A 24,729-nucleotide genomic window follows, 5' to 3' on the forward strand; every position below is an offset into this window, starting at 1 on the left:
CCCGTCAACCGCGTCGACAACGCATACGGCGACAGAAACCTAATCTGCACATGCCCACCAATGTCCGAATACGAAGAAGCCGCAGAGTAAACCTAACCCCCCGCCCAAAAAGGCGGGGGGTTTTCTATTCCGCTGCTTCCTTTTGTTGAGTTGAAACCAGTAACGACGCCAGTTCAGGGCGGCAGGACCCACAATTGGTTCCTGCCTGCAAAGCCTCACCAATAGCCTCGACCGAAATCAGACCTTTGGTTTCGATCGCTGTAAGGATCGTATTCACACCAACATCGAAACACGAGCACAATACTGGGCCGGGGTCCGGCATGTCCGCCGGCGCACGCCCCGACAACAAGCCCAGGTTCGGAACCTGCGGTAACGTGGCTAGGTAGTCTCGCATCACTGCAACTGGTTCGGCCGAGATAAAGAGTGCCGCAACCAATTGTCCATTCTGACGGCAAGCCAGCCGGGCAACTCCTCGTGACGTGTCCTCAACTGCCGTAATTTCGGCATCAGGCAGCCCGAACAGGTCGCGAGCAGCCGCGTGCCAATCTTCGATCTGATCAAGGCCTGCCAGTTCAGCGCGATAGCCGGCTTTCGTTGGGCTTTGGGCCCAGTATTCACAGCTCGGCGTCATCTCGCGATCGGAAACGGCAAACCCGAACCAAACTGCGTTGTAGCGAGCTATATTCACAACCGATGCCTTGCTTTCTGGCTGACCTGAAACAGGGTCGGTCGCCGCCGCAATTACGGTATCAATTCGTGCCGAAGGTGCGGTTTCCCCGGTCCAGTGTATCGGTGCAAAAACCTGACCTGGTGATACAGATTCGCTGATCCTAGCGCGTAAAATGGTTTTGCCATGGGGGCTGGACACTTCGACCAGATCAGCGGCCGCAATTTCATTGGAACGGGCATCTGCTGGATGGATATCCAGAAACGGTTCGGGCAGGTGAGATGACAAACGGGCGGAAAGCCCGGTGCGTGTCATCGTATGCCATTGATCGCGGAGCCGTCCGGTGTTTAGCCAGAACGGGTAGCGCGGACCGGGTTTGGCGGCCGGAGGGCACCAGGACACAGGCAATAGCCGCGCTTTGCCGTCTGAGTGATAGAATTGCCCGTCTGCAAAAAAACGTCCACCTTGCCGTGCGGCTGACACAGGCCAGCGGGTAGGGGCCAAGGCTTCATATCCGGATGCGTCCAAATCCGCCCATCCCGAGATGTCAAAATCCCTTTTGAAACGGGCCGCCACGCCGGACAGGGCGGCATATTCGCGAAAAATCTCGTGAGGGGACTGGTAGTCAAAGGCGGTTTTCCAGCCCATTCGCTGGCCAACCTCAGCCAGTATATCCCAGTCGGCACGCGCCTGTCCCGGTGGGGGCAATACACTGCGCTGACGGCTGATCGTTCGGTCGGAATTGGTGACAGTGCCGTCTTTCTCGGCCCAGGCTGCGGCCGGTAGCAGCACATCGGCCAACCGCGCTGTGTCAGTGCGGCCGGTAATATCCGAGACGACGGTAAAGGGGCAGGCGGCAATAGCATCGCGCACGGCATCGGCCTCGGGCATCGACACGGCCGGGTTTGTGTGGATCACCCACAATGCCTTAATTCGACCGTCGCCGACGGCTCGGAACATATCCACCGCTTTCAAACCGGGGACTTCGGGCATATTCGGGGCCGACCAGAAATCTCGCACGGTGGCGCGGTGATCGGCGTTTTCGATATCCAGGTGGCAGGCGAGCATATTGGCTAGTCCACCGACCTCGCGTCCGCCCATAGCGTTCGGTTGACCAGTGACGGACAGCGGCCCGCAGCCGGGTTTACCGATGCGCCCGGTCGCGAGGTGACAATTTAGGATCGCGTTCACCTTGTCGCTGCCCGAGGTGGACTGGTTCACGCCTTGGCTGAAGATCGTCACGACTCTCTGCGTGCCCATCCACATTTCACAGAACTGAGCGATATCGTTCTGGTCCAGCCCGGTGACTGAGACATCATCGGCCTGCGCTGCGGTCAAAGCATCATCAAACCCGTTGGTATGCGTTAAGAAGTCTGCATCTACCAATCCTCGCGCGTCGATCTGGGTCAGTAGGTGGTTGAACACCGCCACATCACTGCCTGCTGCCAGTGGCAGGTGCAGATCGGCGCTGTCACACGATGCCGTGCGGCGCGGGTCGATCACCACAATCTTGGTGCCCCCTGCCTGTCGTGCAGACATCAGGCGTTGATAAAGAACCGGGTGGCACCAGGCGAGGTTCGAGCCGACCAAAACCACCAGATCGGCTTCATCAATATCCTCATACGTGCCCGGGACGGTATCGGTGCCAAAGGCGCGTTTGTGCCCCGCCACGGTCGACGCCATGCAAAGCCGTGAGTTAGTGTCGATATTGGCCGAGCCGATAAAGCCCTTCATCAGCTTGTTGGCGACGTAGTAATCCTCGGTCAGCAGTTGCCCCGAAACATAGAAGGCCACCGAATCCGGCCCGTGTTCAGAGATGGTCTCGCGGAAACGGTCTGCGACCAGTTGTAGGGCGTCGTCCCAGCCGGTCTCTTCGCCTGCAACGACTGGTGAAAGCAGCCGTTGCGACAGGCCCACGGTTTCGGCCAGCGCGGAACCTTTGGAACACAGCCGACCCTTATTGGCCGGATGGTCCGGATCACCGGTGACCGTTATGCCTCCGGCGCCGTCCGGTTGCAGCAGAACACCGCAGCCCACCCCGCAATAGGGACAGGTTGAGCGCGTGGCGCAGGCGGTCAGGTCTTTCACGCGGCGCTCCTTTGACCCAGTGAAGTGCTGTCGAGCAGGATGCGGTCGCCATCCACCTGCACTGGGTAGGTGGCGATCTGGCCTTCATCCGCGCCTTGTGCATGACCGGTATTCAGGTCGAACACCCAGTTGTGCAGCGGGCAGGTGACGGACTGGCCATGAACGATGCCCTCAGAGAGCGGCCCGCCCTTATGGGGGCAGCGGTCCGAGGCGGCAAAGACCTCATTTGTGCCCGTGCGGAACAGGGCGACGCAGCCAACCGGTGTTTTCACTACGCGCGCGCCGCGCAAGGGGATGTCGTCGATATGTCCGATGTCGATCCAGTTCATTCTGCGGCCTCCAGTGTCAGATCGGCCAGCGGCGCAAAGCGCGGGGCCTCTTTGGCCTGTTCGGCCCATGGGTCTTTGCGATAAATGGATTGGCTGAGTTCGAACCGCTCAACCAGCGCACGGCGGTTGTCGAGATCGTCCACCACGGTTTCCTTGATCCAGTCGAGGCCAACCTTCGCCATCCATTTATACAGACGGTCCAGATACTTGCCGCCTTCGCGATAGGCTTGGGTGACGGCCATGACGACCTCAATGGCCTCCTCCTCGGTGGGGACTTGTACCAGCAGTTCGGTTTCCTTGACGTCCATGCCCGCGGCGCCGCCGATGCTGATCTGATAGCCCGAGTCCACGCAGACAACGCCGATATCCTTACAAGTCGCCTCGGCACAGTTGCGCGGGCAGCCAGAGACCGCCAGCTTCAGCTTATGCGGCGTCCACGAGCCCCACAGGATTTTCTCAAGCTTCACGCCAAGGCCCGTGCTGTCCTGCGTGCCGAACCGGCAGTGATCGGTACCGACACAGGTTTTTACAGTGCGCAGACCCTTGGAATAGGCATGACCCGAGACCAGCCCGGCTTTGTTCAGATCGGACCAGATGTAAGGCAGGTCGGAGCCTTTAACACCCAACAAGTCGATACGCTGACCGCCGGTGACTTTGACCGTGGGCACATCGTATTTTTCGGCGGCGTCAGCAATGGCGCGCAGTTCAGCCGGGTTGGTGATGCCGCCCCACATGCGCGGCACAACGCTAAATGTGCCGTCCTTTTGGATGTTGGCGTGTTTGCGTTCGTTGACGAAACGGCTTTGCGGGTCGTCCTGATATTCGACCGGCCAATCAGCCAGCAGGTAGTAGTTCACCGCAGGGCGGCAGACATGGCAACCGTTACGGGTTTTCCAGCCCAGCTCCTGCCAGACGGCCTCCTGACTTTTCAGCTCTTGCGATTTGATCAGGCGGCGAACGTCCTCGTGGGTCAGGTCGCAGCAGCCACAGATGGGCTGCGCGGTGGGCATTTGGAAGTCATCGCCCAGCGTGACCTGCAGCAATTGTTCCACCAGCCCGGTGCAGGTTCCGCAGGACGCGCTGGCTTTGGTCGTCGCGCGGATGGCGCCCAGATCGCTTGCGCCGCCTTCGATGGCGGTGGTGATGTCGGATTTGCAGACGCCGTTGCAGCCACAGATTTCCGCCTCAGGCGGCAATGCTGCAACGGCTGAGAGAGGGTCCGCAGTGGCACCCCCCTGATAGGCCGGGCCAAAGATCAGCGTCTCGCGCATCTCGGAGACGTCTTCACCATCGCGGATCAGACCGAAGAACCAGTTGCTGTCGCCGGTTTCGCCATACATGACGGCGCCGACCAGCTTGTCGCCTTCCAGCACCAGACGCTTGTAGACACCCCGCGCCGGGTCACGGAACACGATGTCTTCGCGGGTCTCGCCCTCAGCAAAGTTGCCTGCACTGAACAGGTCGCAACCGGTTACCTTCAGCTTGGTGGACAGCGAGCGTTGCTTGAACGCGGCTTCCTCGCCCAGCAGGGTCTGCGCCAGTACCTTGGCTTGGTCGTAAAGCGGCGCGACAAGGCCAAAGATCTCGCCCTGATGTTCGACGCATTCACCAACGGCAAAAATATCCGCGTCCGAGGTGATCATCTGATCGTCCACGTGGATGCCCCGGCCCACGGCAAGGCCCGTGTCCTGCGCCAGGGCGGTGTTTGGGCGAATGCCCACAGCCATCACCAACAGGTCGCAGGGCAATTCTGTGCCGTCCTCCAACAGCAGCGCCCGGGCCTTGCCATCCTTGCCCGCGATTTCGGTCGATTTGGCATTCAGCAGAACAGTGATGCCTTTTTCTTCCAGTGATTTCTTCAACAGATACCCAGCGGCAGGGTCCAGCTGACGTTCCATCAAGTGGCCCATGATATGCACCACGGTCACATCGGCCCCGCGTGCGGCCATGCCAGCGGCGGCTTCAAGCCCCAGCAAGCCGCCGCCGATCACGACCACTTTGTTGCCTGCGCCCATGCCCATCATCTGTTCGGTGTCTTCCAGATCGCGATAGGCGATGACGCCGTCCAGATCATGTCCCGGCATCGGGATCATGAACGGGTTCGACCCGGTGCCGAAGATCAGTTTGTCATAAGGCACATGACCGTTTTCTCCCTCGACCACTTTCAACTCGCGGTCGATCTTGACCACTTTCTCGCCAAACCGGCAGGTGATCCCGCGTTCGGCATACCAGGGGTCGTCATGGGTGACGATGTCCTCGTATGTCTGATCGCCTGCCAGAACCGGGCTCAGCATGATGCGGTTATAGTTCCCGCGCGGCTCAGCGTTGAACAGGGTGATGTCGAACGCATCGGGGGCGGCGTCGGTCAGGTGTTCCAACACCCGGCCCGAGGCCATGCCAGCACCGATGACAACCAGTTTCTGTTTCATGTCATTCACTCCGCAGCGATGGCTTTGGGGGCAGGGGATTTGGGCTTGGGTTTGGCCCCGTGCTCGTATTCTTCGAGGAAATCCAACACCTCTTGCCGGTATTCGTAGTAATCAGGATGGGCCAGCAACGCCTTGCGGGTGCGCGGACGTGGCAGGTCGACATTGGTGATCTTGCCGATCGTGGCCTGAGGGCCGTTGGTCATCATCACCACGCGGTCGGCCAGCAGGATCGCCTCGTCCACATCATGCGTGACGCAGATCGTGGTGACTTTGGTGCGCGACCAAACCTCCATCAGAACCTCCTGCAGCTCCCACCGGGTGAGGCTGTCGAGCATCCCGAAGGGCTCATCCAGCAGCAGCAGTTTCGGTGACAGGGCAAAGGCGCGGGCGATTCCAACACGCTGGCGCATCCCGTTCGACATGTCGGCGGCGGATTTGTCCATCGCGTCGGCCAGACCGACCCGTTCCAAGTAGTACTCCACCACATCCTGCCGCTCGGCCTGACTGGCGCGCGGATACACGCGGTCCACACCGACCGAGACGTTTTCCTTGGCAGTCAGCCATGGGAACAGCGAAGGCGATTGGAACACCACAGCGCGCTCGGGATCAGCACCTTCGACATGGCGGCCATCCAGCTTGATCGCACCTTTCGAGATTTCATTTAGACCGGCGGCCATTGTCAGGACCGTGGACTTACCGCAGCCCGAGTGGCCGATCAGCGAAATGAACTCACCCCGGTTGAGCTTGAGGTTGAAATCCTCGACCACAGTCAGCGGGCCTTTGGGCGTGGGGTAGATCTTGTGCAACTGGCTGAAGTCCAGATAGCGTTCGTCGATCAGACCCGTCTGCGCCTCTTTTACTGCCGCAGGTACACCATGGATCGGAGTTACATCGGGTAGGGTTTTGGTGCCTTCAACCTTGGCCTCAATCCCCACATCCATCAGGTACTTGGTGACCTCGCCGCGCAGGGCCTTGAAAGTCTCGTCATGGTTCATGGCCGAGCGGTCGCGGGGGCGGGGGATCGAGACTTTGAACTCGGTCCCCAAAGTGCCATCGGGGTTCAGCGGAATGATGCGGTCTGCCAGCAAGATCGCCTCGTCCACGTCATTGGTGATCAGAACACAGGTCTTGCGGTTCTCTTCCCAGATCTTTTCGATCTCTTCCGCCAGATTGCCGCGGGTCAGCGCGTCCAGCGCCGACAGCGGCTCGTCCAGCAGCAAAACTTCGGGGTCCATCGCCAAAGCACGGGCCACGTTCACCCGCTGACGCATTCCGCCCGACAGTTCGGCAGGGCGGCGACCAGCGGCGTGGCTCAGGCCAACCATGCGGATGTAGTGGGCGACCTTTTCCTCTTTCTCAGCCTTGGGCATCTTGGGAAAGACCGCATCCACGGCCAGTCGCACATTGCCCGTCACCGTCAGCCACGGCATCAGCGAGTAGTTTTGGAAGATCACCCCTCGTTCCGGCGCGGGACCGGCGATGGGTTTGTCGCGGAAGGTGACGCTGCCTTTGGAGGGGAACTCGATCCCCGCCATCAGGTTGATCAGCGTGGTCTTACCGGTGCCGGAAAAGCCCAGCAGAACCACGAACTCGCCTTCTTCAACCGAGAGGTTGATGTCTTTCAGCACATCCGTCGCGGCAGTACCGGTGCCGAAGGATTTGCTGACGTTTTTGAATTCCATCACAGCCATGTCGATCACCGGTTATTCGAGAAGGTGAACAGGGACTGCAGTGCGTACATCACGCGATCCAGCAGGAAGCCGATGATGCCGATAGTGAACACAGCCACCATGATCTTGGCGAGCGAGCTGGAGGAGCCGTTCTGGAACTCATCCCAGACGAACTTGCCCAGACCGGGGTTCTGCGCCAGCATCTCGGCCGCGATCAGAACCATCCAGCCGACGCCAAGCGACAAGCGCAGACCGGTGAAGATCAGCGGCAGGGCCGAGGGCAGAACCAGCTTGGTGATCTTGGTGAAGGTGTTCATTTTCAGAACCTTCGACACGTTCACCAGATCCTTGTCGATCGACGCAACACCCAGCGAGGTGTTGATCAGCGTCGGCCACAGCGAACACAGCGTCACGGTGATGGCCGAGATCAGGAAGGACTTCGCGAACCAGCCGTCATTGGTGACGTACACGGCCGAGACGATCATGGTCACAATCGGCAGCCAGGCCAACGGTGACACCGGCTTGAAAATCTGGATCAGCGGGTTCAGTGCGGCATTTGCAGTGGGCGAAAGGCCCGCAGCAATGCCCAGCGGCACGGCCACGATGGTGGCGATCAGAAAGCCGAAGAAGACCGTTTTGATTGAAGTCCAGATCTGGTTGTAATAGCTCGGCGCGCCGGTATAGGCGACTTCCTTCACCTTCTCAGGTTGGCCGGCGTCGATGAATTTCTGGTTCCGCTTTTCGACCATCGCCTCGAACTTGGCCTTTTTGGCGGCTTTTGCTTGCGCGTCCTGATGCAGACTGACTGCCTCGGACCAAACCTGAGCTGGTCCGGGGACAGCGCCCAGCGAGGTTTGCACCTTGGGCGCCAGCGTGCCCCACAGCAGCAGGAACGCGCAGATGGCCAGTAGCGGCACGGCAAGCAAACGCCAAATCTCGCCCATTTGGGCGCGGGGGTTGTCGCCTGCGGCGGCCTTTAGAACCGGCGTGATCCAGGACAGGCCCAGAACCTGAAACCATTTGTCGGCGGCGTTGATCCGGGTGAACAGGCGGGCCTTGCGGGCCTCGCGTTCAGCATCAGCGGATAGCGTATCGTGGTCGATGGCTGTCATCTTGCGGTCTCCTGGCCCGGGTTGCTGTCCGGGCGGGGTAGAATTCTGTTTGAGAGGGAAGCCCCCCGACCGCTCCGGGCCGGGAGGCAGGGGCGTTAGCCCTGAACTTCGGTGCCGACGACGACCTGCTCGCCTTTCAGGCCAATCGGCAGGCTCTGCAGATAGGCGTTGGGCTGGCGGGCGTCATAAGGGATGCCGTCGATGATATCCTCGGCGGGCGTTGGAGCTTTGTAGCCATCGCTGTCCCAGGGGAAGTCGGCCTCATTCGCCAAGCCTTCGTCGACTAGCATGCGGGCGGCGTCCAAATAGATGTCGGGGCGATAGACCGACTTGGCGACCTCGTCATACCACGCGTCTGTTTGCGGCTCGGCGATCTGACCCCAGCGGCGCATCTGTGTCAGGTACCAGATGGCGTCGGAATAGAACGGGTAGGTCGCGTTGTAGCGGAAGAACACGTTGAAATCGGGTACGTCGCGCTTGTCTCCCTTTTCGTATTCGAACGTGCCGGTCATCGAGTTCGCAATCACGTCGTAATCAGCGCCCACATACTCGGGCTGGCTCAGCATCTCGACCGCGGCGGGGCGGTTGGCGTTGTCATTTTCATCCAGCCAGATCGCGGCACGGATCAGAGCTTTGGTCACGGCGCGGGCAGTGTTCGGGTATTCCTCGGCAAACTCGGCGGTGATACCGAAGACTTTTTCCGGGTTGTTCTTCCACAGCTCATAGTCGGTGATCACCGGCACGCCGATGCCTTTGAAGACTGCCTGCTGGTTCCACGGCTCACCCACGCAATAGCCATAAATAGTGCCTGCCTCCAAAGTGGCTGGCATTTGCGGCGGAGGTGTCACTGACAGGAATACATCCGCGCCAATCTGGCCGGTCACGTCTTCCGGGCTGTAGTAACCTGGGTTCAGACCACCGGCAGCCAGCCAGTAACGCAGTTCGTAGTTATGGGTCGAGACCGGGAAGACCATGCCCATGTTGAACGGCTTGCCTTCGGATTTGTACCTTTCGACCACCGGGGCCAGAGCTTCGGCGCTGATCGGGTGCTGCGGGCGACCGTCATCCATAACCGGAATGTTGGGCTTCATTTCTTCCCAAACTTCATTCGACACGGTGATACCGTTGCCGTTCAGATCCATCGAGAACGGGGTAACGATATGCGCCTGTGTGCCATATCCGATTGTCGCGGCCAAAGGTTGACCGGCCAGCATGTGCGCTCCGTCCAGTTGGCCGTCGATTACGCCGTCCAGCAGAACCTTCCAGTTGGCCTGCGCCTCAAGCGTCACGAACAGGCCTTCGTCCAGGAAGTAGCCGTTTTCATAAGCCACGGCCAAAGGGGCCATGTCGGTCAGTTTAATAAAGCCGAAGGTCAGTTCGTCTTTTTCCAGTTCAAGCGTCTCGGCCATGGCCGGGCTGATCAGGGCGGTTGTGGCGACAAGGCCTGCAAGGAATTTCTTCATGTGGGTCTGTCCCTTTTCTTGTTCCCGGATCACCGGGGTTGAAAAACAAAAAGCCGCTGCACGCTCTGACCGGGAGGAGGAGGCCAGAGAGTGAGCGGCTTTGCTCAGTCGGTCCCAAACTTTGGGATAAATTCTATCGACACACGCCATTGCGTGCCGTTGAGGTCAGATTCGAAGAAGACCGGGCGCGGTTCAAGCAATTTTGCTGCGATGCGGCAAGATTTTCTGCGTTTGCTCTGTCTGCCGCTGAATGCTGCTTAATTTTTGAGCTTCAGATATCCTGAGGATCAAAAATGCGACCATCCAGAAACGCATCCCGTTTCAGTGACAGTTGGCCGTTATGTGAGGCAACAGGGGTTGTTTCTCGAATCGCACCTTCGAGCTTTTCTGACGCGCCGGGCAGATCAGCACCGATACTGGCAAGCTGATTGCGATAGATATCGCTGCGAAATACGCTGCCCGCCTGAGCCAGAGCCAGATGCGGATCCAGATCGTACCGCTCGGCCAGTCGCTGTGCGATCCATTTGGCCTGACTGCGCCAGGGAAAGTTAGCCGCGCCATCGTGGAACTCGACAAACCCCGGTACTTCGCGCTGTTCTGCATGGCCGCTGATGGTAAACCGGCCAGAGAGAGCGCGGTCGATCAGTTCCGAAGGTAGGTTCAGATAAGAGTCGCGTGCGAGAATTTCAGCGGCGGCCGTCTGGCTGCCGGGTCGACCCAGCCAACGTCCCGCGCGCCAGACTGCCCGCATCAACTTGCCCAGCAGGTGCGGTTCCGTATCCGCCCATTCAGTGCGCACAGCCAGCACTTTTTCCGGAGCAAAGGCCCAAATAGCCTGTCCGGGCAGCAACAGCGCACCGGCTTGCGACTCAACGGCGACAGAGCCCCATGGCTCGCCGACACAAAAGGCATCCACATCACCCTCGGCTAGAGCCTGCGCCATCAGTGGCGGGGGAATGGTGCGAACTTCGACCCCGACAGCAGAAAGATCGGTGGCTTCTAGCCAGCAATGCAGAAGTTCAACGTGTAGTGAGAACGGGAAGGGGACTCCAAAGACTAATGGCCGTTCTGCGACTGAGGCCAGCGCAGCGGCTGCCTTGAACGGGTCGCTGAAATCGAAATCATACCCCGTCTCACGCAGGCGGGTTTCCAAAGCGCGGCTGACGCCGATGACGTCTCCGTTCACAGATAAGACTGAAACGGCAGACAAGGGCTGTGTCACCCCGCCCAGACCCAGCGCCATTGCAACGGGCACCGGTGACAACAAATGTGCTGCATCAACCCGGCCAAAGGCCAGCATGTCCCGCACGGATGACCAAGAGGGCGCGGCGATCAGGTCCAGCTCAATCCCTTCGGCGCGGGCCAGACCCATCTCATGCGCCACGATCAATGGGGCGGCATCTACTAGCGGGACATATGCAACAGGCAAGGTGACCGCGTTCATGACAACAACCCCGAAGCCGTCACCAGCGCCTCGGCTACATCGGCGACGCGGCGGCCCTGATCCATCGCAGCCTTGCGCAACAGCGCATAGGCCTCTTCCTCCTCGACCCCGCGCGCTTTCATCAAAAGGCCCTTGGCGCGGTCGATCACTTTGCGTTCTTCCAGCGCGCGTTTGGTCTCGGCCAGTTCGCGGCGCATCTGACGTACGATCTGGAACCGGGCGATTGCGGCATCCAGCACCGGCTTCAGACGGTCGGGCTGCATCCCGTCCACCACATAGGCAGACAGCCCGGCTTCAATTGCCGTCGAGGCCAGATCTCCTGCTGCGCCCGACACGAACATTGCCACTGGGCGCTCTAACGGGCCCGAGGCCAAGGTCAATTCTTCCAGCATATCGCGAGTCGGATTATCGATGTCGATTAACACCACATCCGGCGCAAGTGCTGCGATCTTGCGGGCAAGGCTCGAGACATTGCCGATCACATGCACATCATAGGCGCCCGATGCTTTCAACGCGTCGACGATGGCAATCGCGCGTTCGCGGTCTTCCTCTACAACAACGATAGTCAGGGTGTCAGGCATGGCTTCTTTTCACCGCCCAGATGCCACTTAACAAGAGATTGGGCGCGAATCCGTCGAGGCCCGACCGGTAGTGCCTAAAAATTAGTCAGACGCGCCGATTAGGGGGTTAACCGGTCTTAAATCTTTCGCCTATCGGAAACTCGTGACCGCGAGCGGGACAGAAAGATATGTCGTTTTCTGACTTTGAAGCGTCTTTTCTTCTTGCTGCGCCGCGGCAAGCTTTCTAGGTGTTGAGGTGGGACACCCCTCCCCAACGAGGGGCGTGTATCTGGAAGGGTAATACAGATGACGAATGAACAACCGGCGACGCGGCCGGCAAATCCGCGTTTTTCCTCGGGCCCCTGTGCCAAACCCCCCACATTTGATCTGAGCAAGCTGGCCGATGCTGCGCTGGGCCGGTCGCACCGTGCCGCTGTTGGCAAGGACAAGCTGAAGGCGGCCATTGAAGGTACGCGGGAGATTCTGGGAATTCCGGCGGATTACAAAATCGGCATCGTTCCGGCCTCGGACACCGGCGCGGTTGAGATGGCGTTGTGGTCGCTCTTGGGTGAGCGCAAGGTTGAGATGCTAGCTTGGGAAAGCTTTGGTTCCGGCTGGGTGACTGATGTGGTCAAGCAGCTGAAAATCGACGCCGAGGTAAAAACCGCGGATTATGGTCAGATCGTTGATCTGGCGTCGATCGATTTTGCCAATGACGTTGTGTTTACCTGGAATGGCACCACCTCGGGTGTGCGTGTACCAAATGGCGATTGGATCGCTGATGACCGTCAGGGCCTGACGATTTGCGACGCGACCTCGGCCGCCTTTGCGATGGACCTGCCTTGGGACAAGCTGGATGTGACCACGTTCAGCTGGCAGAAGGTACTGGGTGGCGAAGCGGCACACGGTATGCTGATCCTTAGCCCGCGCGCTGTTGAGCGGTTGGAGAGCTACACCCCAGCATGGCCGCTGCCCAAGATTTTCCGTCTGACCAAAGGTGGCAAGCTGATCGACGGTATCTTTACCGGTGCGACGATCAACACACCTTCGATGCTGGCCGTTGAGGATTACCTATTCGCGCTGGACTGGGCGCGCTCAGTTGGTGGTTTGCAGGGGCTGATCGCCCGTGCAGATGCCAATGCCGGTGCTGTGCATGCGTTCTGTGACCAGAATGAATGGATCGACAATTTGGCCGAGGATACGAGGACGCGGTCAAATACGTCGGTCTGTCTGAAATTCACCGACGCGCGCATCCAGAACGGTGCAACCTTTGCCAAAGCTGTGGCCAAACGGCTGGAGACTGAGAAAATCGCTCTAGACATCGGGGCCTATCGCGACGCGCCTGCAGGGTTGCGCATCTGGTGCGGCGGCACGGTCGAAACCTCGGATATCGAAGCGATGCTGCCCTGGTTGGCATGGGCTTTCGAGGCTGAAATCGCCGCGCAGACAGAAGCTGCCTGACATTTTTCACCGGGCCACACACGGCCCGGTCTTCCCATACAATTCAAGGACCAGAGAATATGGCCCCTAAAGTACTCGTATCTGACAAGCTCAGCGAAACCGCCGTGCAGATCTTCCGGGATCGTGGCATCGACGTAGATTTCATGCCCGACCTAGGCAAGGACAAGGACAAGCTGGCTGAGGTGATCGGTCAGTATGACGGCCTTGCCATTCGTTCCGCAACCAAAGTCACGCCCACCATTTTGGAGAAGGCGGACAAGCTGAAAGTCATTGGTCGTGCCGGGATTGGCACCGACAATATCGACAAGGACGCGGCCTCGAAGAAGGGCGTGATCGTGATGAACACGCCGTTCGGCAACATGATCACCACCGCCGAACACGCGATTGCGATGATGTTCGCTGTGGCGCGGCAAATCCCCGAGGCCAGCACTTCGACCCATGCGGGCAAGTGGGAAAAATCCAAATTCATGGGGATTGAGCTGACCAATAAGACCCTTGGCGTCATTGGCGCGGGCAATATTGGCGGAATCGTTTGTGAACGTGCGTTGGGCCTAAAGATGAAGGTCGTCGCCTATGATCCCTATCTGGGTGACGAAAAAGCCGCCAAAATGGGTGTTGAGAAGGTGGAGCTTGATGAATTGCTGGCCCGCGCCGACTTTATCACTCTGCACGTGCCTCTGACGGATCAGACCCGAAATATTCTGAGCCGGGAAAATCTGGCCAAGACCAAACCGGGCGTTCGCATCGTCAACTGCGCCCGCGGTGGTCTGGTCGATGAGGATGCATTGGCCGAAGCTCTGAAGTCTGGCCACGTTGCTGGAGCTGCTTTTGACGTGTTCAGCGAAGAACCGGCCAAGGATAATGCCCTGTTCAACCTGCCCAACGTAGTTTGCACGCCGCACCTGGGTGCGGCCACGACCGAAGCGCAGGAGAACGTGGCCCTGCAGGTAGCAGAGCAGATCTCGAATTATCTGTTGACCGGAGCCGTTGAGAACGCGCTGAACATGCCCAGCGTGACTGCGGAAGAGGCCAAAGTTATGGGGCCTTGGATCAAGTTGGCTGGCCATCTTGGTAGTTTCATCGGGCAGATGACGGACGAACCGGTCAAGGCGATCAACATTCTTTATGACGGTGTGGCCGCTGAAATGAACCTTGCTGCGCTGAACTGCGCTGTGGTCGCGGGCATCATGAAAAAGTTCAATCCCGAGGTTAACATGGTTTCGGCCCCTGTGGTCGCCAAAGAGCGCGGGATCAAGATTTCGACCACCAATCAGGACAAATCCGGCGCGTTCGAAGGGTATATCAAGGTCACAGTCGTAACCGAAAAACGCGAGCGTTCGATCGGGGGCACCGTGTTCAGCGACGGCAAACCGCGTTTCATTCAGATCAAAGGTATCAACATCGATGCCGAGATCGGTGCGCATATGCTCTATACCACCAACGAAGACGTACCCGGCATCATCGGTACACTGGGCCAGACAATGGGCGATCACGAAGTCAACATCGCGAACTTTACTCTGGGTCGGTCCGAGGCAGGCGGAGAGGCGATCGCCTTGCTGTATGTTGATGAACCGGTTCCAGCAGAGGCGCGTGCCAAGCTGGCTGAAACTGGACTTTTCACTCAGATCAAACCGCTGGAGTTTGACGTCGCCTAGGCGATTGTGTTGAGTTTCTGAGACAATCCTTACCCGCGCCCTTCACGGCGCGGGTATTTTCTTTTCCGATCGCGTAAATCACGCCACAAGCAAGGCATTCATTTTCTCAGAGGGTTTTTCATGACGTCCCCCATCTACGCCATTGGCGATATCCACGGTCAGCTTGAGATGCTGGAGAATGCGCTGTGCCTTATCGAACAGGACGCAGGACCCGATGCGCGCGTGGTTTTTCTGGGCGATTACGTAGATCGCGGTCCCAACAGCCGTGGCGTTCTCGAGTTGCTGATCGAAGGACAGCGAGCCGGTCGGAACTGGGTGATGGTCCAGGGAAACCATGATCGGATGATGTCCCGGTTCGTTCAGGAATGTGAGATTGCAGATAAGCGTCTGCCTATCACGTTGAACTGGCTTGATGCTCGGCTGGGTGGACGGGAAACGTTGGCGTCTTACGGGGTGGAAGTTGAGGATACAGACCGTATTTTTCAGGTGAATGAATGGGCCTGCGCTGCAGTTCCTCCCGAGCATATCGACTTCATCAACGCTTTGCCCCTGTACCATCAAGAGGGAGAGTTGCTATTTGTCCATGCCGGCATCCGTCCGGGTATCTCTCTGGAACAACAGGCTGAGGACGATCTGGTCTGGATACGTCACGAATTTCTTCGCGACCCCGGCCCGCATCCTTGGCTGGTTGTGCATGGGCATACACCGGTGGATCGAGCCGAACACTGCGGTATTCGGATCAATCTGGACGCAGGTGCAGGTTACGGACGACCGCTGGCAACGGCAGTCTTCGAGGGTCGGGACTGCTGGTTGCTGACTGAGGCGGGGCGTGTGCCGCTTACCCCTGGCCCTTTGTGAACAGGTCCTTGTAGTTCTCGCGCAAGATGTTTTTCTGGACCTTGCCCATCGTATTGCGTGGAAGCTCGTTCAGAACGATCAGCTTGCGGGGATGTTTGAAACGGGCCAATGTCTCCTGCACGTTGGCAAGAATGGTCTCGGCGTTGGGGGGCTGACCAGGTTCCGGTACCAGAATGCCCACAGGAGTTTCGCCGAAATCCGGATGCGGGACGCCGATCACTGCGCTCTCCAACACACCGGGCTGGTCATCCAGTACCAGTTCGATCTCTTTAGGGTAGATGTTGTAACCGCCCGAGATGATCAGATCTTTGCCTCGACCCACGATATGGACATAGCCGTCCTCGTCCACGCGCCCCAGATCGCCGGTTATAAAGAACCCATCTTCGCGAAGCTCGGCAGCAGTCTTTTCGGGCATCTGCCAATAGCCTTGGAAAACGTTCGGGCCGCGTACTTCAATCATGCCGATCTCGCCCTTGGGCAGAGTTTCTCCCGTTTCAGGGTCTGTAATTTTCAGGTCAACATCAGGCAGAGGGAACCCGACGGTGCCCGCACGACGCTCTCCTTCATACGGGTTTGAGGTGCTCATGTTGGTTTCGGTCATGCCATAACGTTCAAGGATGCGGTGGCCGGTGCGCTCCTGAAATCGTTCATGTGTTTCAGCAAGCAGCGGGGCTGATCCGGAAATAAACAAGCGCATGTGCCGGGCCAGATCGCCGTTAAAGCGATCGTCTTCCAACAAGCGAGTATAGAACGTTGGCACTCCCATCATCGACGTGGCCTGAGGCATCAGGCGCAACATATCCTCAAGGTCGAACTTTGGCAGAAAGATCATTGACCCGCCCGAGGCCAAAACGACATTTGTCGCCACAAAAAGCCCATGAGTGTGAAAGATCGGCAGCGCATGCAGCAGTACATCATCGCGGGTGAAACGCCATTCCTTGACCAACGTCTCGGCATTCGACAGCAGGTTGGCCTGTGTCAGCATTGCCCCCTTTGATCGTCCTGTAGTGCCGGATGTGTACAGGAACGCGGCCAAATCATCCTCGGTTCGCCGGACCGGTTCAAACGCAGGCAGCATTCCCAGAGACCGCCGCATAAGGGTGCCGGATCCATCGGCGTTCAATGTCTCTAACCGGGCGTTTTGCGCTGCTACGATTGGGGCAAGCCCTTCAGCTTTGGCATCGTCACACACGACAAGTTTCGCGCCGCTGTTTTCGATGAAGTACTGCAGCTCGGCTGTTGTGTAGCCTGTGTTCAGCGGCAAAAAGATCAGTCCGGTCTGCGCGCAAGCTGCGTAGAGCGCCAGCGCTTCGGGCGATTTCTCGACCTGTACGGCTACGCGCTCACCCGGTTCAAGCTCATAGCCCGTTAGGGCGTTCGCAATCTGTGCGGCCATATCCAAAAAGGCGGCGTGCGTCAGGGTCGGCCCGTCAGGGAGATGCAGGAATGGGGTGTGTTTGCCCGCGTGAATGCCAAATAGCCGGTCATATAGCGGGTTACCCATATCAATATTCCTTTACGCCTGCTCGGTACGAGCCGAATCTGTATCGGATTGAAAGGGTGGTAAAGCCCCTGTGCGCAGAAATCGGGGCAAGGGCTAGAATTCCGTAGTCATCCGGTATCCGGCAGCGAAATACATTTTGGCGAAGGTCACCGGCTGACCTTGCAGCCACGTAATCCGCTCGCCGGTAAAAACTGGTTCACCCTCGGGTACGTCTAGAAATTCTGCGACTTTTGTGTCCGCACGGCTGGCCAGAAAACTCAGTTCCACATTGGTGAAGGGAACGGTTTGGATCAGCCATTCATTTGGACCAATTTCCGAGAAGTCCGCCTGTTCAACCTGTGGAACGGCAGCCGTAACGATCCAGCGATCTTCGTACTGGAATGGCGTATTACCGTTGAAATGCATGCATCGCACATGCACGACACTTTGCCCTGCGGCCAAAGCAAGACGTGCACTCAACCATTCCGGTGCAGTCTCTAACCCTGACGAAACCAGCGCATAACGATAAGTGCCGCCTAACGCCTCAACCTCATCGCGCACCATTGGGATGGTAAAACGCGCCTGCCGCTGTGGGGCGCTCAGAACCCGGGTGCCGGCCTTGCGGCGGCGCTCCAGATACCCTTCCTCGGCCAGTTCGCGCAGGGCTCGGTTTACCGTGGTGCGCGTGCACGAAAACTCGACGGCCAGTTCCTGTTCGTTTGGCAGTAGTGAGTCCGGTTGCCAGTGACCCGACCGGATACGATCGAGGACAGTTTTCTTGATGTCTTTATAACTGGTGTTTTCGCTGGGTTGAGCCATGGTCGTATACCCTTAGACCGAGGCCAACAGGCCTGCAATCGCAGATCTATAGGCGGTGGTGATTTGGTCCCGTGCAACATGTCGACCTTGCCTGACCATATGTCGCCCGGCGCTCCAAACATCCGTCACCAGGCCATCTGGTGCAACAAAACACAGCCCGTCCAGCAGTTGGTTGTCTCGTAACGCGCACAGTGCGGGTTGGGTGCGATCGATCGCAACTAGGTCTGCCATTTTGCCGACCGCAATTTCGCCCGCGTTCCGCCCGATTGCCTGAGCGCCACCTTGTGCAGCCCCCGTGTAGAGCGCATGCCCAACCGATCCTTCGTCTTTGACCAGAACGTTGCGCTCCTGGTCTCGTAGCCGTTGTGAGTATTCGAGCGTTCGCAATTCTTCAGACAAGGAAATCCTAATATTAGAGTCTGATCCAACGCCAAATCGCCCGCCGGCTTCGACATAAGTAGCACCGTTAAAGATGCCGTCCCCTAGGTTGGCTTCTGTGATCGGACACAACCCGGCGACGGCACCAGAGCGCGCCAACCCAAGCGTCTCTGTATCGGTCATGTGGGTGGCGTGGATCAGACACCAGCGCGGGTTCACATCGACATTGTTCAGTAACCACTGCACGGGGCGCTGACCAAAAGCAGCCTCTACATCTGCGACCTCTTTGAGCTGCTCTGCAATGTGGATATGGACCGGGCCGCTGGGAACGGCGTTCAACAGGTCTTGCAAATCGGCCGGCGAAGTTGCCCGTAAAGAATGCGGGGCAACTCCAACAACGGTGTCTGTATGAGGCCCTGCAGCCCCGCACTCGTCCAGCAAGTGCAAGAACCGGTCCAGAGCATTCCCAAACCGCAATTGACCGCCCTGCAGCGGGTCCTGTGTGACCCCGCCATAGGTGTAGAGAACCGGCAAGTGCGTCAGGCCAATCCCGGTTTGATCGGCTGCTGCGTATATGCGCTGACTCAGCTCGGATAAATGGTCATAGGGCGTTCCACCCGGTTGGTGATGAACGTAGTGAAACTCTCCTACCGAGGCATAGCCAGCCTCCTGCATTTCCATGAATACCAATGCAGCGATCGCTTCGATCTGCTCGGGGGTAAGGCGGTCCAGGAACCGATACATCAATGTGCGCCACGTCCAAAAGCTTTCGCGCCCCGCGGCTCGGAACTCGGTCATGCCCGCCATTGCCCGCTGAAAAGCGTGGCTATGCAGATTGGCCAGCGCTGGCAGCAATACATCAACCCGCATGTCATCAGGTGAGGAAAGGACCTCGGTTTGCACATGGCTTATGTGACCGTGATCCAGTTCGATCCTGACATCGCGGACCCATTTACAGCCTAACAAAGCAGATTGGGCGTGGATTGGCATGAGGTCCTCAATTTGTGTAGACTTTAAATTAATACACGTATACGAAAATCCACACCAAAAGGGAAAGCCAAAAGAATCGCCATGACAGGAAAATCGGTCTTAACTTGCGCTCAGGTTGCCACGATGGCGGGCAGTGCCTCGGCTTACGGCACGTGCCGGGATGCTGCGGTCGCCGTCAGCGGAACACAGGTTGTTTGGGTTGGGCCTCAGCGTTCCCTGCCTGCCGAATATAAGGATTGGCCGGTAAAGGACTTTGGGCAAAGGCTGATCACACCTGCACTGACTGACGCACATACCCATGTTGTGTTTGGCGGTAATCGCGCCGTCGAGTTTGAAATGCGCCTCAACGGATCTTCTTATGAGGAAATAGCCCGCGCGGGGGGCGGCATACTATCCACGGTCAACGCAACACGGGCCGCCAGTGAAGACGATCTGTTGGCCGACGCTCTGACGCGAGTAGACGCATTGATTGCCGAAGGCGTGTGTACGATCGAGATCAAGTCCGGCTACGGGTTAGACACAGATACCGAGCTGAAGATGTTGCGAGTTGCGCGTCGAATTGAAGAAAATCGTAATATTAGAGTCAAAACTAGTTTTCTGGGCGCGCACGCAATCCCGCCTGAGTTTTCAGGCCGGGCAGATGATTACATCCGGGACGTATGTATCCCGACCCTGCGCGCTGCTCATGCACAGGGGCTAGTGGATGCTGTAGATGGGTTCTGTGAGGGCATAGCGTTCCAGCCATCTCAGATCGCCGAAGTCTTTGACGTCGCCCAAAAGCTTGGTTTGCCGGTCAAACTTCACGCTGAACAATTGTCAAATCTTGGCGGGGCGCAGCTGGCGGCCTCTTATGGGGCTTTGTCTGCTGACCATATCGAGTACCTGGATGCAGATGGAGTGGCTGCGATGGCTGCTGCTGGAACGGTCGCCGTTTTGTTGCCCGGGGCGTTCTACACACTTCGAGAAACACAGCCGCCGCCCGTTGAAACTCTGCGCGAAAATAACGTGCCGATGGTGCTGGCGACGGACTGCAACCCCGGATCATCGCCCCTGTCTTCGCTGCTACTGACTATGAACATGGGGTGCACGCTGTTTCGGCTGACACCAGAAGAGGCGCTGGCCGGTGTTACCAAAAACGCTGCGCGGGCCTTAGGCGTTTCCGACACCGGCACTATTGCTCCGGGTCAGCGAGCCGATCTGGCGGTTTGGGATGTCGAGCACCCCGCAGAACTGGCTTATCGCGTTGGATTTAATCCGCTGCACAAGCGTATTTTCGGAGGTCAGGTATGACATCGCTTTCCCTGATGCCGGGAGATGTTTCCCTGTCACAGCTCTCTGACATTTACTGGAATGAGACCACTGCGACGCTGGGTGAATCCTGTAGGCCCAAAGTGGTCGCGGCTGCTGAACGTATCCAAGCCGCGGCAGCCGGTGAAGAGCCTGTCTATGGCGTTAATACGGGTTTTGGCAAACTAGCGAGCCTAAAGATCGCAGCGAAGGACACGTCCGCGCTTCAACGAAACCTGATCCTGAGCCATTGCTGCGGTGTTGGAACTGCTGTGCCGCGTCGTGTCACCCGAATGATGATGACGCTCAAGCTGTTGTCCTTCGGCCGTGGAGCATCGGGTGTGAGGTGGGAACTGATCGAGCTGTTGCAGCAGATGCTTGCCCACGGCGTCACGCCAGTGATCCCAGCGCAAGGATCGGTTGGCGCATCAGGTGATCTTGCCCCATTGGCGCATATGACCGCCGTGATCATCGGCGCAGGTGAAGCTGAGGTGGAAGGGCAAGTTTTGCCCGGAGGCAAAGCGCTTAAATCGGTAGGTTTAGAGCCTATTGAGCTTGGTCCGAAAGAAGGCCTCGCCTTCATCAACGGCACCCAGTTTTCAACCGCTTTTGCCTTGGCTGGGCTGTTCGAAGCTTGGCGTGCGGCGCAGAACGCATTGGTGATCTCTGCGTTGTCGACCGATGCGATCATGGGATCAACCGCGCCTTTGCAACCTGAAATTCACACCCTGCGCGGTCATCGCGGCCAAACCGAAGCTGCAAGCACCATGCGCGCGACGCTCGCTGGTTCCGAGATCAGGGAAAGCCATCGTGATGGGGACACTCGGGTTCAGGATCCGTACTGCATTCGTTGCCAGCCTCAGGTTACCGGGGCGGCGATGGATGTGTTGCGGCAGGCGGCAACGACCTTGGAGATCGAGGCAAATGCAGCCACCGACAACCCTCTGGTACTGACCGAAGCAGGTGCGATCGTCTCGGGCGGTAATTTCCATGCCGAACCGGTGGGCTTTGCCGCCGACATGATTGCGCTGGCAGTGTCCGAAATTGGTGCGATTGCGCAGCGTCGGATAGCGTTGATGGTAGACCCGGCTCTGAGTTTCGATTTGCCGCCATTTCTGACGCCTGACCCTGGTTTGAATTCGGGCTTGATGATTGCAGAGGTCACCACTGCGGCCTTGATGAGTGAGAACAAGCACCTCGCGAATCCTTGTGTGACCGACAGCACCCCGACCTCGGCCAATCAGGAGGATCACGTATCCATGGCCGCTCATGGTGCGCGACGCCTGACACGGATGGTTGAAAACCTCAGCTATATTCTCGGTGTCGAACTGCTCTGCGCGGCCCAAGGGGTCGAATTCCGTGCACCTTTGATAACCAGCGCTCCGCTTCAGCAGGTAATAGACCGATTGCGTGCTGATGTACCGGCTCTGGACGAAGACCGATACCTGGCACCTGATCTGGAGACTGCGCGGCAATTGGTGGGCGATGGGGCGATACTCAGGTCGGTGGGTACTCCAATGCCGGAGATGGCGTAATGCAGGTCGTGAGTATCGATTGCGGAGATGGCCCGATCGTGCTTGGGCAGCCGCACGGCGGAACATTCGTGCCGGATGATGTCGCCGATCGCTTGAATGAAACAGGGCGCGAATTGGCGGATACGGATTGGCACATAAACAGGCTCTATAACGGGTTATTGAACGGCGCAACGGTCGTGCAGTCCCATATCCATCGCTACGTGATCGACTGCAACCGCGACCCCGCCGGTGTGTCGCTTTATCCGGGGCAGAACACAACGACCCTGGTCCCGCTGACTGATTTCGACGGACAACCGATCTGGCGCGAAGGTCAGGAACCGTCTGACGTTGAGATTGAGCACCGCCGCCGAACCTACCATGCGCCTTACCACACAGCTCTGCATGAACAGTTGCAGCGCGTCAAAGACCGGCATGGGTTTGCGGTTCTGTTCGATTGCCACTCTATCCGCAGCAAGATTCCATTCCTGTTTGATGGAACCCTGCCAGACATGAACATAGGGACAGATGGAGGCGTGACGTGCGCGCCTAAACTAGAGTCTATTACGCAGGATTTGTCTAATTCTTCGCCCTACAGCACCGTTCTGAATGGACGCTTCCGAGGCGGCTGGACCACGCGCCATTATGGTCGCCCGACCGAAGGGCTGCATGCCATTCAGATGGAATTGTCCCAATCCACCTATCTAACCTCGGAGGTTGCGCCGTGGAGTTATGACACGGCCAAAGCCGACCGCCTGCGCCGCTGGCTGCGCGATATTCTGGATGCCATCCAAGACACTGCATTGGAGCTAACGCCATGACCGACCCTCGCAAGAACACCCGCGATATCTATCCACCGACTGGGCCCGAACTGAACGCCAAAAGCTGGGTGACCGAGGCGCCATTGCGGATGCTGATGAACAATCTGCACCCCGATGTGGCCGAAAACCCACATGAGTTGGTGGTCTATGGTGGAATCGGTCGTGCGGCGCGTACGTGGAAGGATTTCGACACTATTGTTGCGGGTTTGAAGGATTTGGAAGAGGATGAGACCCTTATCGTTCAATCCGGCAAGCCTGTTGCAATCGTCCGAACACACAAAGATGCGCCACGAGTGTTGATCGCCAATTCGAACATCGTGCCGCATTGGGCGACCTGGGATCACTTCAATGAGCTCGATAAGAAAGGTTTGATGATGTACGGCCAGATGACGGCTGGCTCGTGGATCTATATCGGCACGCAGGGCATCGTTCAGGGCACCTATGAAACCTTTGCTGAGGCCGGGCGTCAGCACTATGATGGCGACCTGACTGGCAAGTGGATTCTGACTGGCGGCTTGGGTGGCATGGGCGGTGCGCAGCCTTTGGCGGCGGTGTTCGCAGGGGCCTGCTGTTTGGCGGTTGAATGCAACCCGGACAGCATCGATTTCCGTCTGCGGACCAAATATCTCGATGAAAAGGCCGAGACGCTGGACGAGGCGCTAGAGATGATCGACCGCTGGACCAAAGCAGGCGAGGCGAAATCTGTAGGCCTGCTGGGCAACGCGGCTGAGATCTTCCCCGAAATTTACCGCCGCATGGCCGAAGGTGGTATGCGCCCTGACATCGTCACCGACCAGACCAGCGCGCATGATCCGATCAATGGCTATCTGCCTTTGGATTGGACCATGGCGCAGTGGCGTGAAAAGCGCGAAACAGACCCTAAAGCGGTGGAAAGGGCCGCACGCGCTTCGATGAAACAACATGTCGCGGCGATGGTCGATTTCTGGAATGCGGGCGTTCCGACGTTGGATTACGGTAACAACATCCGGCAGGTGGCGCAGGATGAAGGTCTTGAAAACGCCTTCGCCTTCCCCGGTTTTGTGCCTGCTTATATCCGCCCACTGTTCTGCAAAGGTATTGGCCCGTTCCGCTGGTGTGCCTTGTCGGGCGACCCCGAGGATATCTACAAGACCGATGCCAAGATGAAGGAGCTGTTCCCCGAAAACGAGCACCTGCATCGTTGGCTGGAAATGGCGCAGGACCGGATCGCCTTTCAGGGTCTGCCGGCACGTATCTGCTGGATCGGGCTGGGGGACCGTCACCGCGCGGGTCTGGCCTTCAACGAGATGGTTGCCAATGGCGAGTTGAAAGCACCAGTCGTGATTGGCCGCGATCATCTGGACAGTGGCTCGGTCGCAAGCCCCAATCGCGAGACCGAGGCGATGCTGGACGGTTCGGATGCAGTGTCTGATTGGCCATTATTGAACGCGCTTATCAACACCGCCAGCGGAGCGACCTGGGTGTCACTGCATCACGGTGGTGGCGTCGGCATGGGCTTCAGTCAGCACGCGGGCGTGGTGATCTGCGCCGATGGCACCGAAGACGCCGCGCGGCGGTTGGAGCGGGTTTTGTGGAATGACCCGGCCTCGGGCGTCTGGCGTCACGCGGATGCGGGATACGAGATCGCAAAGGACTGCGCTCGTGCTCATGGTCTGCGTTTGCCCGGCATACTGGGGTAGACGCGACAAAGGTCTCTGGTGAATT

At 58.3% G+C, this 24,729-nt stretch carries 18 protein-coding genes; 7 read left to right on the plus strand and 11 right to left on the minus strand.

Annotated elements, in window-relative coordinates:
* Window positions 1–124: 124 nt before the first annotated feature.
* The 8 genes from ACR0EO_RS18270 to ACR0EO_RS18305 form a co-directional block, all read right to left on the minus strand.
* Complete coding sequence (locus tag ACR0EO_RS18270; protein WP_480692236.1) at window positions 125–2,755, minus strand: molybdopterin-dependent oxidoreductase; 2,631 nt, start codon at window positions 2,753–2,755, stop codon at window positions 125–127.
* Window positions 2,752–3,084 (minus strand): nitrite reductase small subunit NirD, encoded by a 333-nt coding sequence (nirD, locus tag ACR0EO_RS18275; RefSeq protein ID WP_480692238.1) that lies wholly within the window; start codon window positions 3,082–3,084, stop codon window positions 2,752–2,754. Before nirD ends, ACR0EO_RS18270 begins: the two co-directional genes overlap by 4 nt.
* On the minus strand, window positions 3,081–5,513 hold the full coding sequence (gene nirB, locus ACR0EO_RS18280; RefSeq protein WP_480692240.1) for a nitrite reductase large subunit NirB: 2,433 nt from the start codon (window positions 5,511–5,513) through the stop codon (window positions 3,081–3,083). The genes nirD and nirB overlap by 4 nt, the downstream gene beginning before the upstream one ends.
* Before the next feature lie 5 nt (window positions 5,514–5,518).
* Window positions 5,519–7,204 (minus strand): ABC transporter ATP-binding protein, encoded by a 1,686-nt coding sequence (locus ACR0EO_RS18285; RefSeq protein WP_480692242.1) that lies wholly within the window; start codon window positions 7,202–7,204, stop codon window positions 5,519–5,521.
* A 5-nt stretch (window positions 7,205–7,209) separates the two neighbouring features.
* Window positions 7,210–8,295 carry an ABC transporter permease gene (locus ACR0EO_RS18290; RefSeq protein ID WP_480692244.1) on the minus strand — a complete coding sequence of 362 codons (1,086 nt, stop codon included), beginning with the start codon at window positions 8,293–8,295 and terminating at the stop codon, window positions 7,210–7,212.
* Between the two features lie 95 nt (window positions 8,296–8,390).
* Window positions 8,391–9,758: a CmpA/NrtA family ABC transporter substrate-binding protein gene (locus ACR0EO_RS18295; RefSeq protein ID WP_480692246.1), complete on the minus strand. Its 1,368-nt coding sequence runs from the start codon at window positions 9,756–9,758 to the stop codon at window positions 8,391–8,393.
* A 271-nt stretch (window positions 9,759–10,029) separates the two neighbouring features.
* Window positions 10,030–11,202, minus strand: a complete 1,173-nt coding sequence (locus ACR0EO_RS18300) for a CmpA/NrtA family ABC transporter substrate-binding protein (protein ID WP_480692248.1) — start codon at window positions 11,200–11,202, stop codon at window positions 10,030–10,032.
* Window positions 11,199–11,783, minus strand: a complete 585-nt coding sequence (locus ACR0EO_RS18305) for an ANTAR domain-containing response regulator (protein WP_480692250.1) — start codon at window positions 11,781–11,783, stop codon at window positions 11,199–11,201. The genes ACR0EO_RS18300 and ACR0EO_RS18305 overlap by 4 nt, the downstream gene beginning before the upstream one ends.
* A gap of 285 nt (window positions 11,784–12,068) precedes the next feature.
* Between ACR0EO_RS18305 and ACR0EO_RS18310 the strand changes: the two genes are divergently transcribed.
* The 3 genes from ACR0EO_RS18310 (at window position 12,069) to ACR0EO_RS18320 (ending at window position 15,736) form a co-directional block, all read left to right on the plus strand.
* Window positions 12,069–13,223, plus strand: a complete 1,155-nt coding sequence (locus ACR0EO_RS18310) for a phosphoserine transaminase (RefSeq protein ID WP_480692252.1) — start codon at window positions 12,069–12,071, stop codon at window positions 13,221–13,223.
* A gap of 59 nt (window positions 13,224–13,282) precedes the next feature.
* Window positions 13,283–14,878 carry a phosphoglycerate dehydrogenase gene (gene serA / locus ACR0EO_RS18315; RefSeq protein WP_480692254.1) on the plus strand — a complete coding sequence of 532 codons (1,596 nt, stop codon included), beginning with the start codon at window positions 13,283–13,285 and terminating at the stop codon, window positions 14,876–14,878.
* Between the two features lie 120 nt (window positions 14,879–14,998).
* Window positions 14,999–15,736, plus strand: coding sequence for a metallophosphoesterase family protein (locus tag ACR0EO_RS18320; RefSeq protein ID WP_480692256.1), 738 nt, complete (start codon window positions 14,999–15,001; stop codon window positions 15,734–15,736).
* On the opposite strand, the gene ACR0EO_RS18325 is transcribed toward ACR0EO_RS18320, so the two are convergent.
* From ACR0EO_RS18325 to ACR0EO_RS18335, 3 genes are all read right to left on the minus strand, one after another.
* Window positions 15,717–17,240, minus strand: coding sequence for a malonate--CoA ligase (locus tag ACR0EO_RS18325; RefSeq protein ID WP_480692258.1), 1,524 nt, complete (start codon window positions 17,238–17,240; stop codon window positions 15,717–15,719). The genes ACR0EO_RS18320 and ACR0EO_RS18325 overlap by 20 nt on opposite strands.
* A gap of 93 nt (window positions 17,241–17,333) precedes the next feature.
* The gene (locus ACR0EO_RS18330; protein ID WP_480692259.1) at window positions 17,334–18,038 is read right to left on the minus strand and encodes a GntR family transcriptional regulator; all 705 of its coding nucleotides are present in this window, start codon (window positions 18,036–18,038) and stop codon (window positions 17,334–17,336) included.
* Between the two features lie 12 nt (window positions 18,039–18,050).
* Entirely contained in the window at window positions 18,051–19,406 is a 1,356-nt protein-coding gene (locus ACR0EO_RS18335) for a formimidoylglutamate deiminase (RefSeq protein ID WP_480692260.1), read from the minus strand.
* An 81-nt stretch (window positions 19,407–19,487) separates the two neighbouring features.
* On the opposite strand from ACR0EO_RS18335, the gene hutI reads away from it, so the two are divergent.
* From hutI to hutU, 4 genes are read left to right on the plus strand one after another with little or no spacing between them, the layout of a single operon-like run.
* On the plus strand, window positions 19,488–20,696 hold the full coding sequence (gene hutI, locus ACR0EO_RS18340; RefSeq protein WP_480692261.1) for an imidazolonepropionase: 1,209 nt from the start codon (window positions 19,488–19,490) through the stop codon (window positions 20,694–20,696).
* Window positions 20,693–22,228 (plus strand): histidine ammonia-lyase, encoded by a 1,536-nt coding sequence (gene hutH, locus ACR0EO_RS18345; protein WP_480692262.1) that lies wholly within the window; start codon window positions 20,693–20,695, stop codon window positions 22,226–22,228. The genes hutI and hutH overlap by 4 nt, the downstream gene beginning before the upstream one ends.
* On the plus strand, window positions 22,228–23,025 hold the full coding sequence (gene hutG, locus ACR0EO_RS18350) for an N-formylglutamate deformylase (RefSeq protein ID WP_480692263.1): 798 nt from the start codon (window positions 22,228–22,230) through the stop codon (window positions 23,023–23,025). Before hutH ends, hutG begins: the two co-directional genes overlap by 1 nt.
* Window positions 23,022–24,704, plus strand: coding sequence for a urocanate hydratase (hutU, locus tag ACR0EO_RS18355; protein ID WP_480692264.1), 1,683 nt, complete (start codon window positions 23,022–23,024; stop codon window positions 24,702–24,704). Before hutG ends, hutU begins: the two co-directional genes overlap by 4 nt.
* Window positions 24,705–24,729: the final 25 nt, after the last annotated feature.

Source organism: Ruegeria sp. BE9, from assembly GCF_056538765.1.

Excerpts from the sequence above, each read along its gene's own strand:
- ACR0EO_RS18325 (WP_480692258.1), bottom strand. The coding sequence starts at position 17,240 with ATGGGTAACCCGCTATATGACCGGCTATTTGGCATTCACGCGGGCAAA.
- ACR0EO_RS18320 (WP_480692256.1), top strand. The coding sequence starts at position 14,999 with ATGACGTCCCCCATCTACGCCATTGGCGATATCCACGGTCAGCTTGAG.
- hutG (WP_480692263.1), top strand. The coding sequence starts at position 22,228 with ATGCAGGTCGTGAGTATCGATTGCGGAGATGGCCCGATCGTGCTTGGG.
- hutI (WP_480692261.1), top strand. The coding sequence starts at position 19,488 with ATGACAGGAAAATCGGTCTTAACTTGCGCTCAGGTTGCCACGATGGCG.
- ACR0EO_RS18300 (WP_480692248.1), bottom strand. The coding sequence starts at position 11,202 with ATGAACGCGGTCACCTTGCCTGTTGCATATGTCCCGCTAGTAGATGCC.
- ACR0EO_RS18295 (WP_480692246.1), bottom strand. The coding sequence starts at position 9,758 with ATGAAGAAATTCCTTGCAGGCCTTGTCGCCACAACCGCCCTGATCAGC.
- hutH (WP_480692262.1), top strand. The coding sequence starts at position 20,693 with ATGACATCGCTTTCCCTGATGCCGGGAGATGTTTCCCTGTCACAGCTC.
- serA (WP_480692254.1), top strand. The coding sequence starts at position 13,283 with ATGGCCCCTAAAGTACTCGTATCTGACAAGCTCAGCGAAACCGCCGTG.
- nirD (WP_480692238.1), bottom strand. The coding sequence starts at position 3,084 with ATGAACTGGATCGACATCGGACATATCGACGACATCCCCTTGCGCGGC.
- ACR0EO_RS18290 (WP_480692244.1), bottom strand. The coding sequence starts at position 8,295 with ATGACAGCCATCGACCACGATACGCTATCCGCTGATGCTGAACGCGAG.
- ACR0EO_RS18305 (WP_480692250.1), bottom strand. The coding sequence starts at position 11,783 with ATGCCTGACACCCTGACTATCGTTGTTGTAGAGGAAGACCGCGAACGC.
- ACR0EO_RS18285 (WP_480692242.1), bottom strand. The coding sequence starts at position 7,204 with ATGGCTGTGATGGAATTCAAAAACGTCAGCAAATCCTTCGGCACCGGT.
- ACR0EO_RS18310 (WP_480692252.1), top strand. The coding sequence starts at position 12,069 with ATGACGAATGAACAACCGGCGACGCGGCCGGCAAATCCGCGTTTTTCC.
- ACR0EO_RS18335 (WP_480692260.1), bottom strand. The coding sequence starts at position 19,406 with ATGCCAATCCACGCCCAATCTGCTTTGTTAGGCTGTAAATGGGTCCGC.
- ACR0EO_RS18330 (WP_480692259.1), bottom strand. The coding sequence starts at position 18,038 with ATGGCTCAACCCAGCGAAAACACCAGTTATAAAGACATCAAGAAAACT.
- hutU (WP_480692264.1), top strand. The coding sequence starts at position 23,022 with ATGACCGACCCTCGCAAGAACACCCGCGATATCTATCCACCGACTGGG.
- nirB (WP_480692240.1), bottom strand. The coding sequence starts at position 5,513 with ATGAAACAGAAACTGGTTGTCATCGGTGCTGGCATGGCCTCGGGCCGG.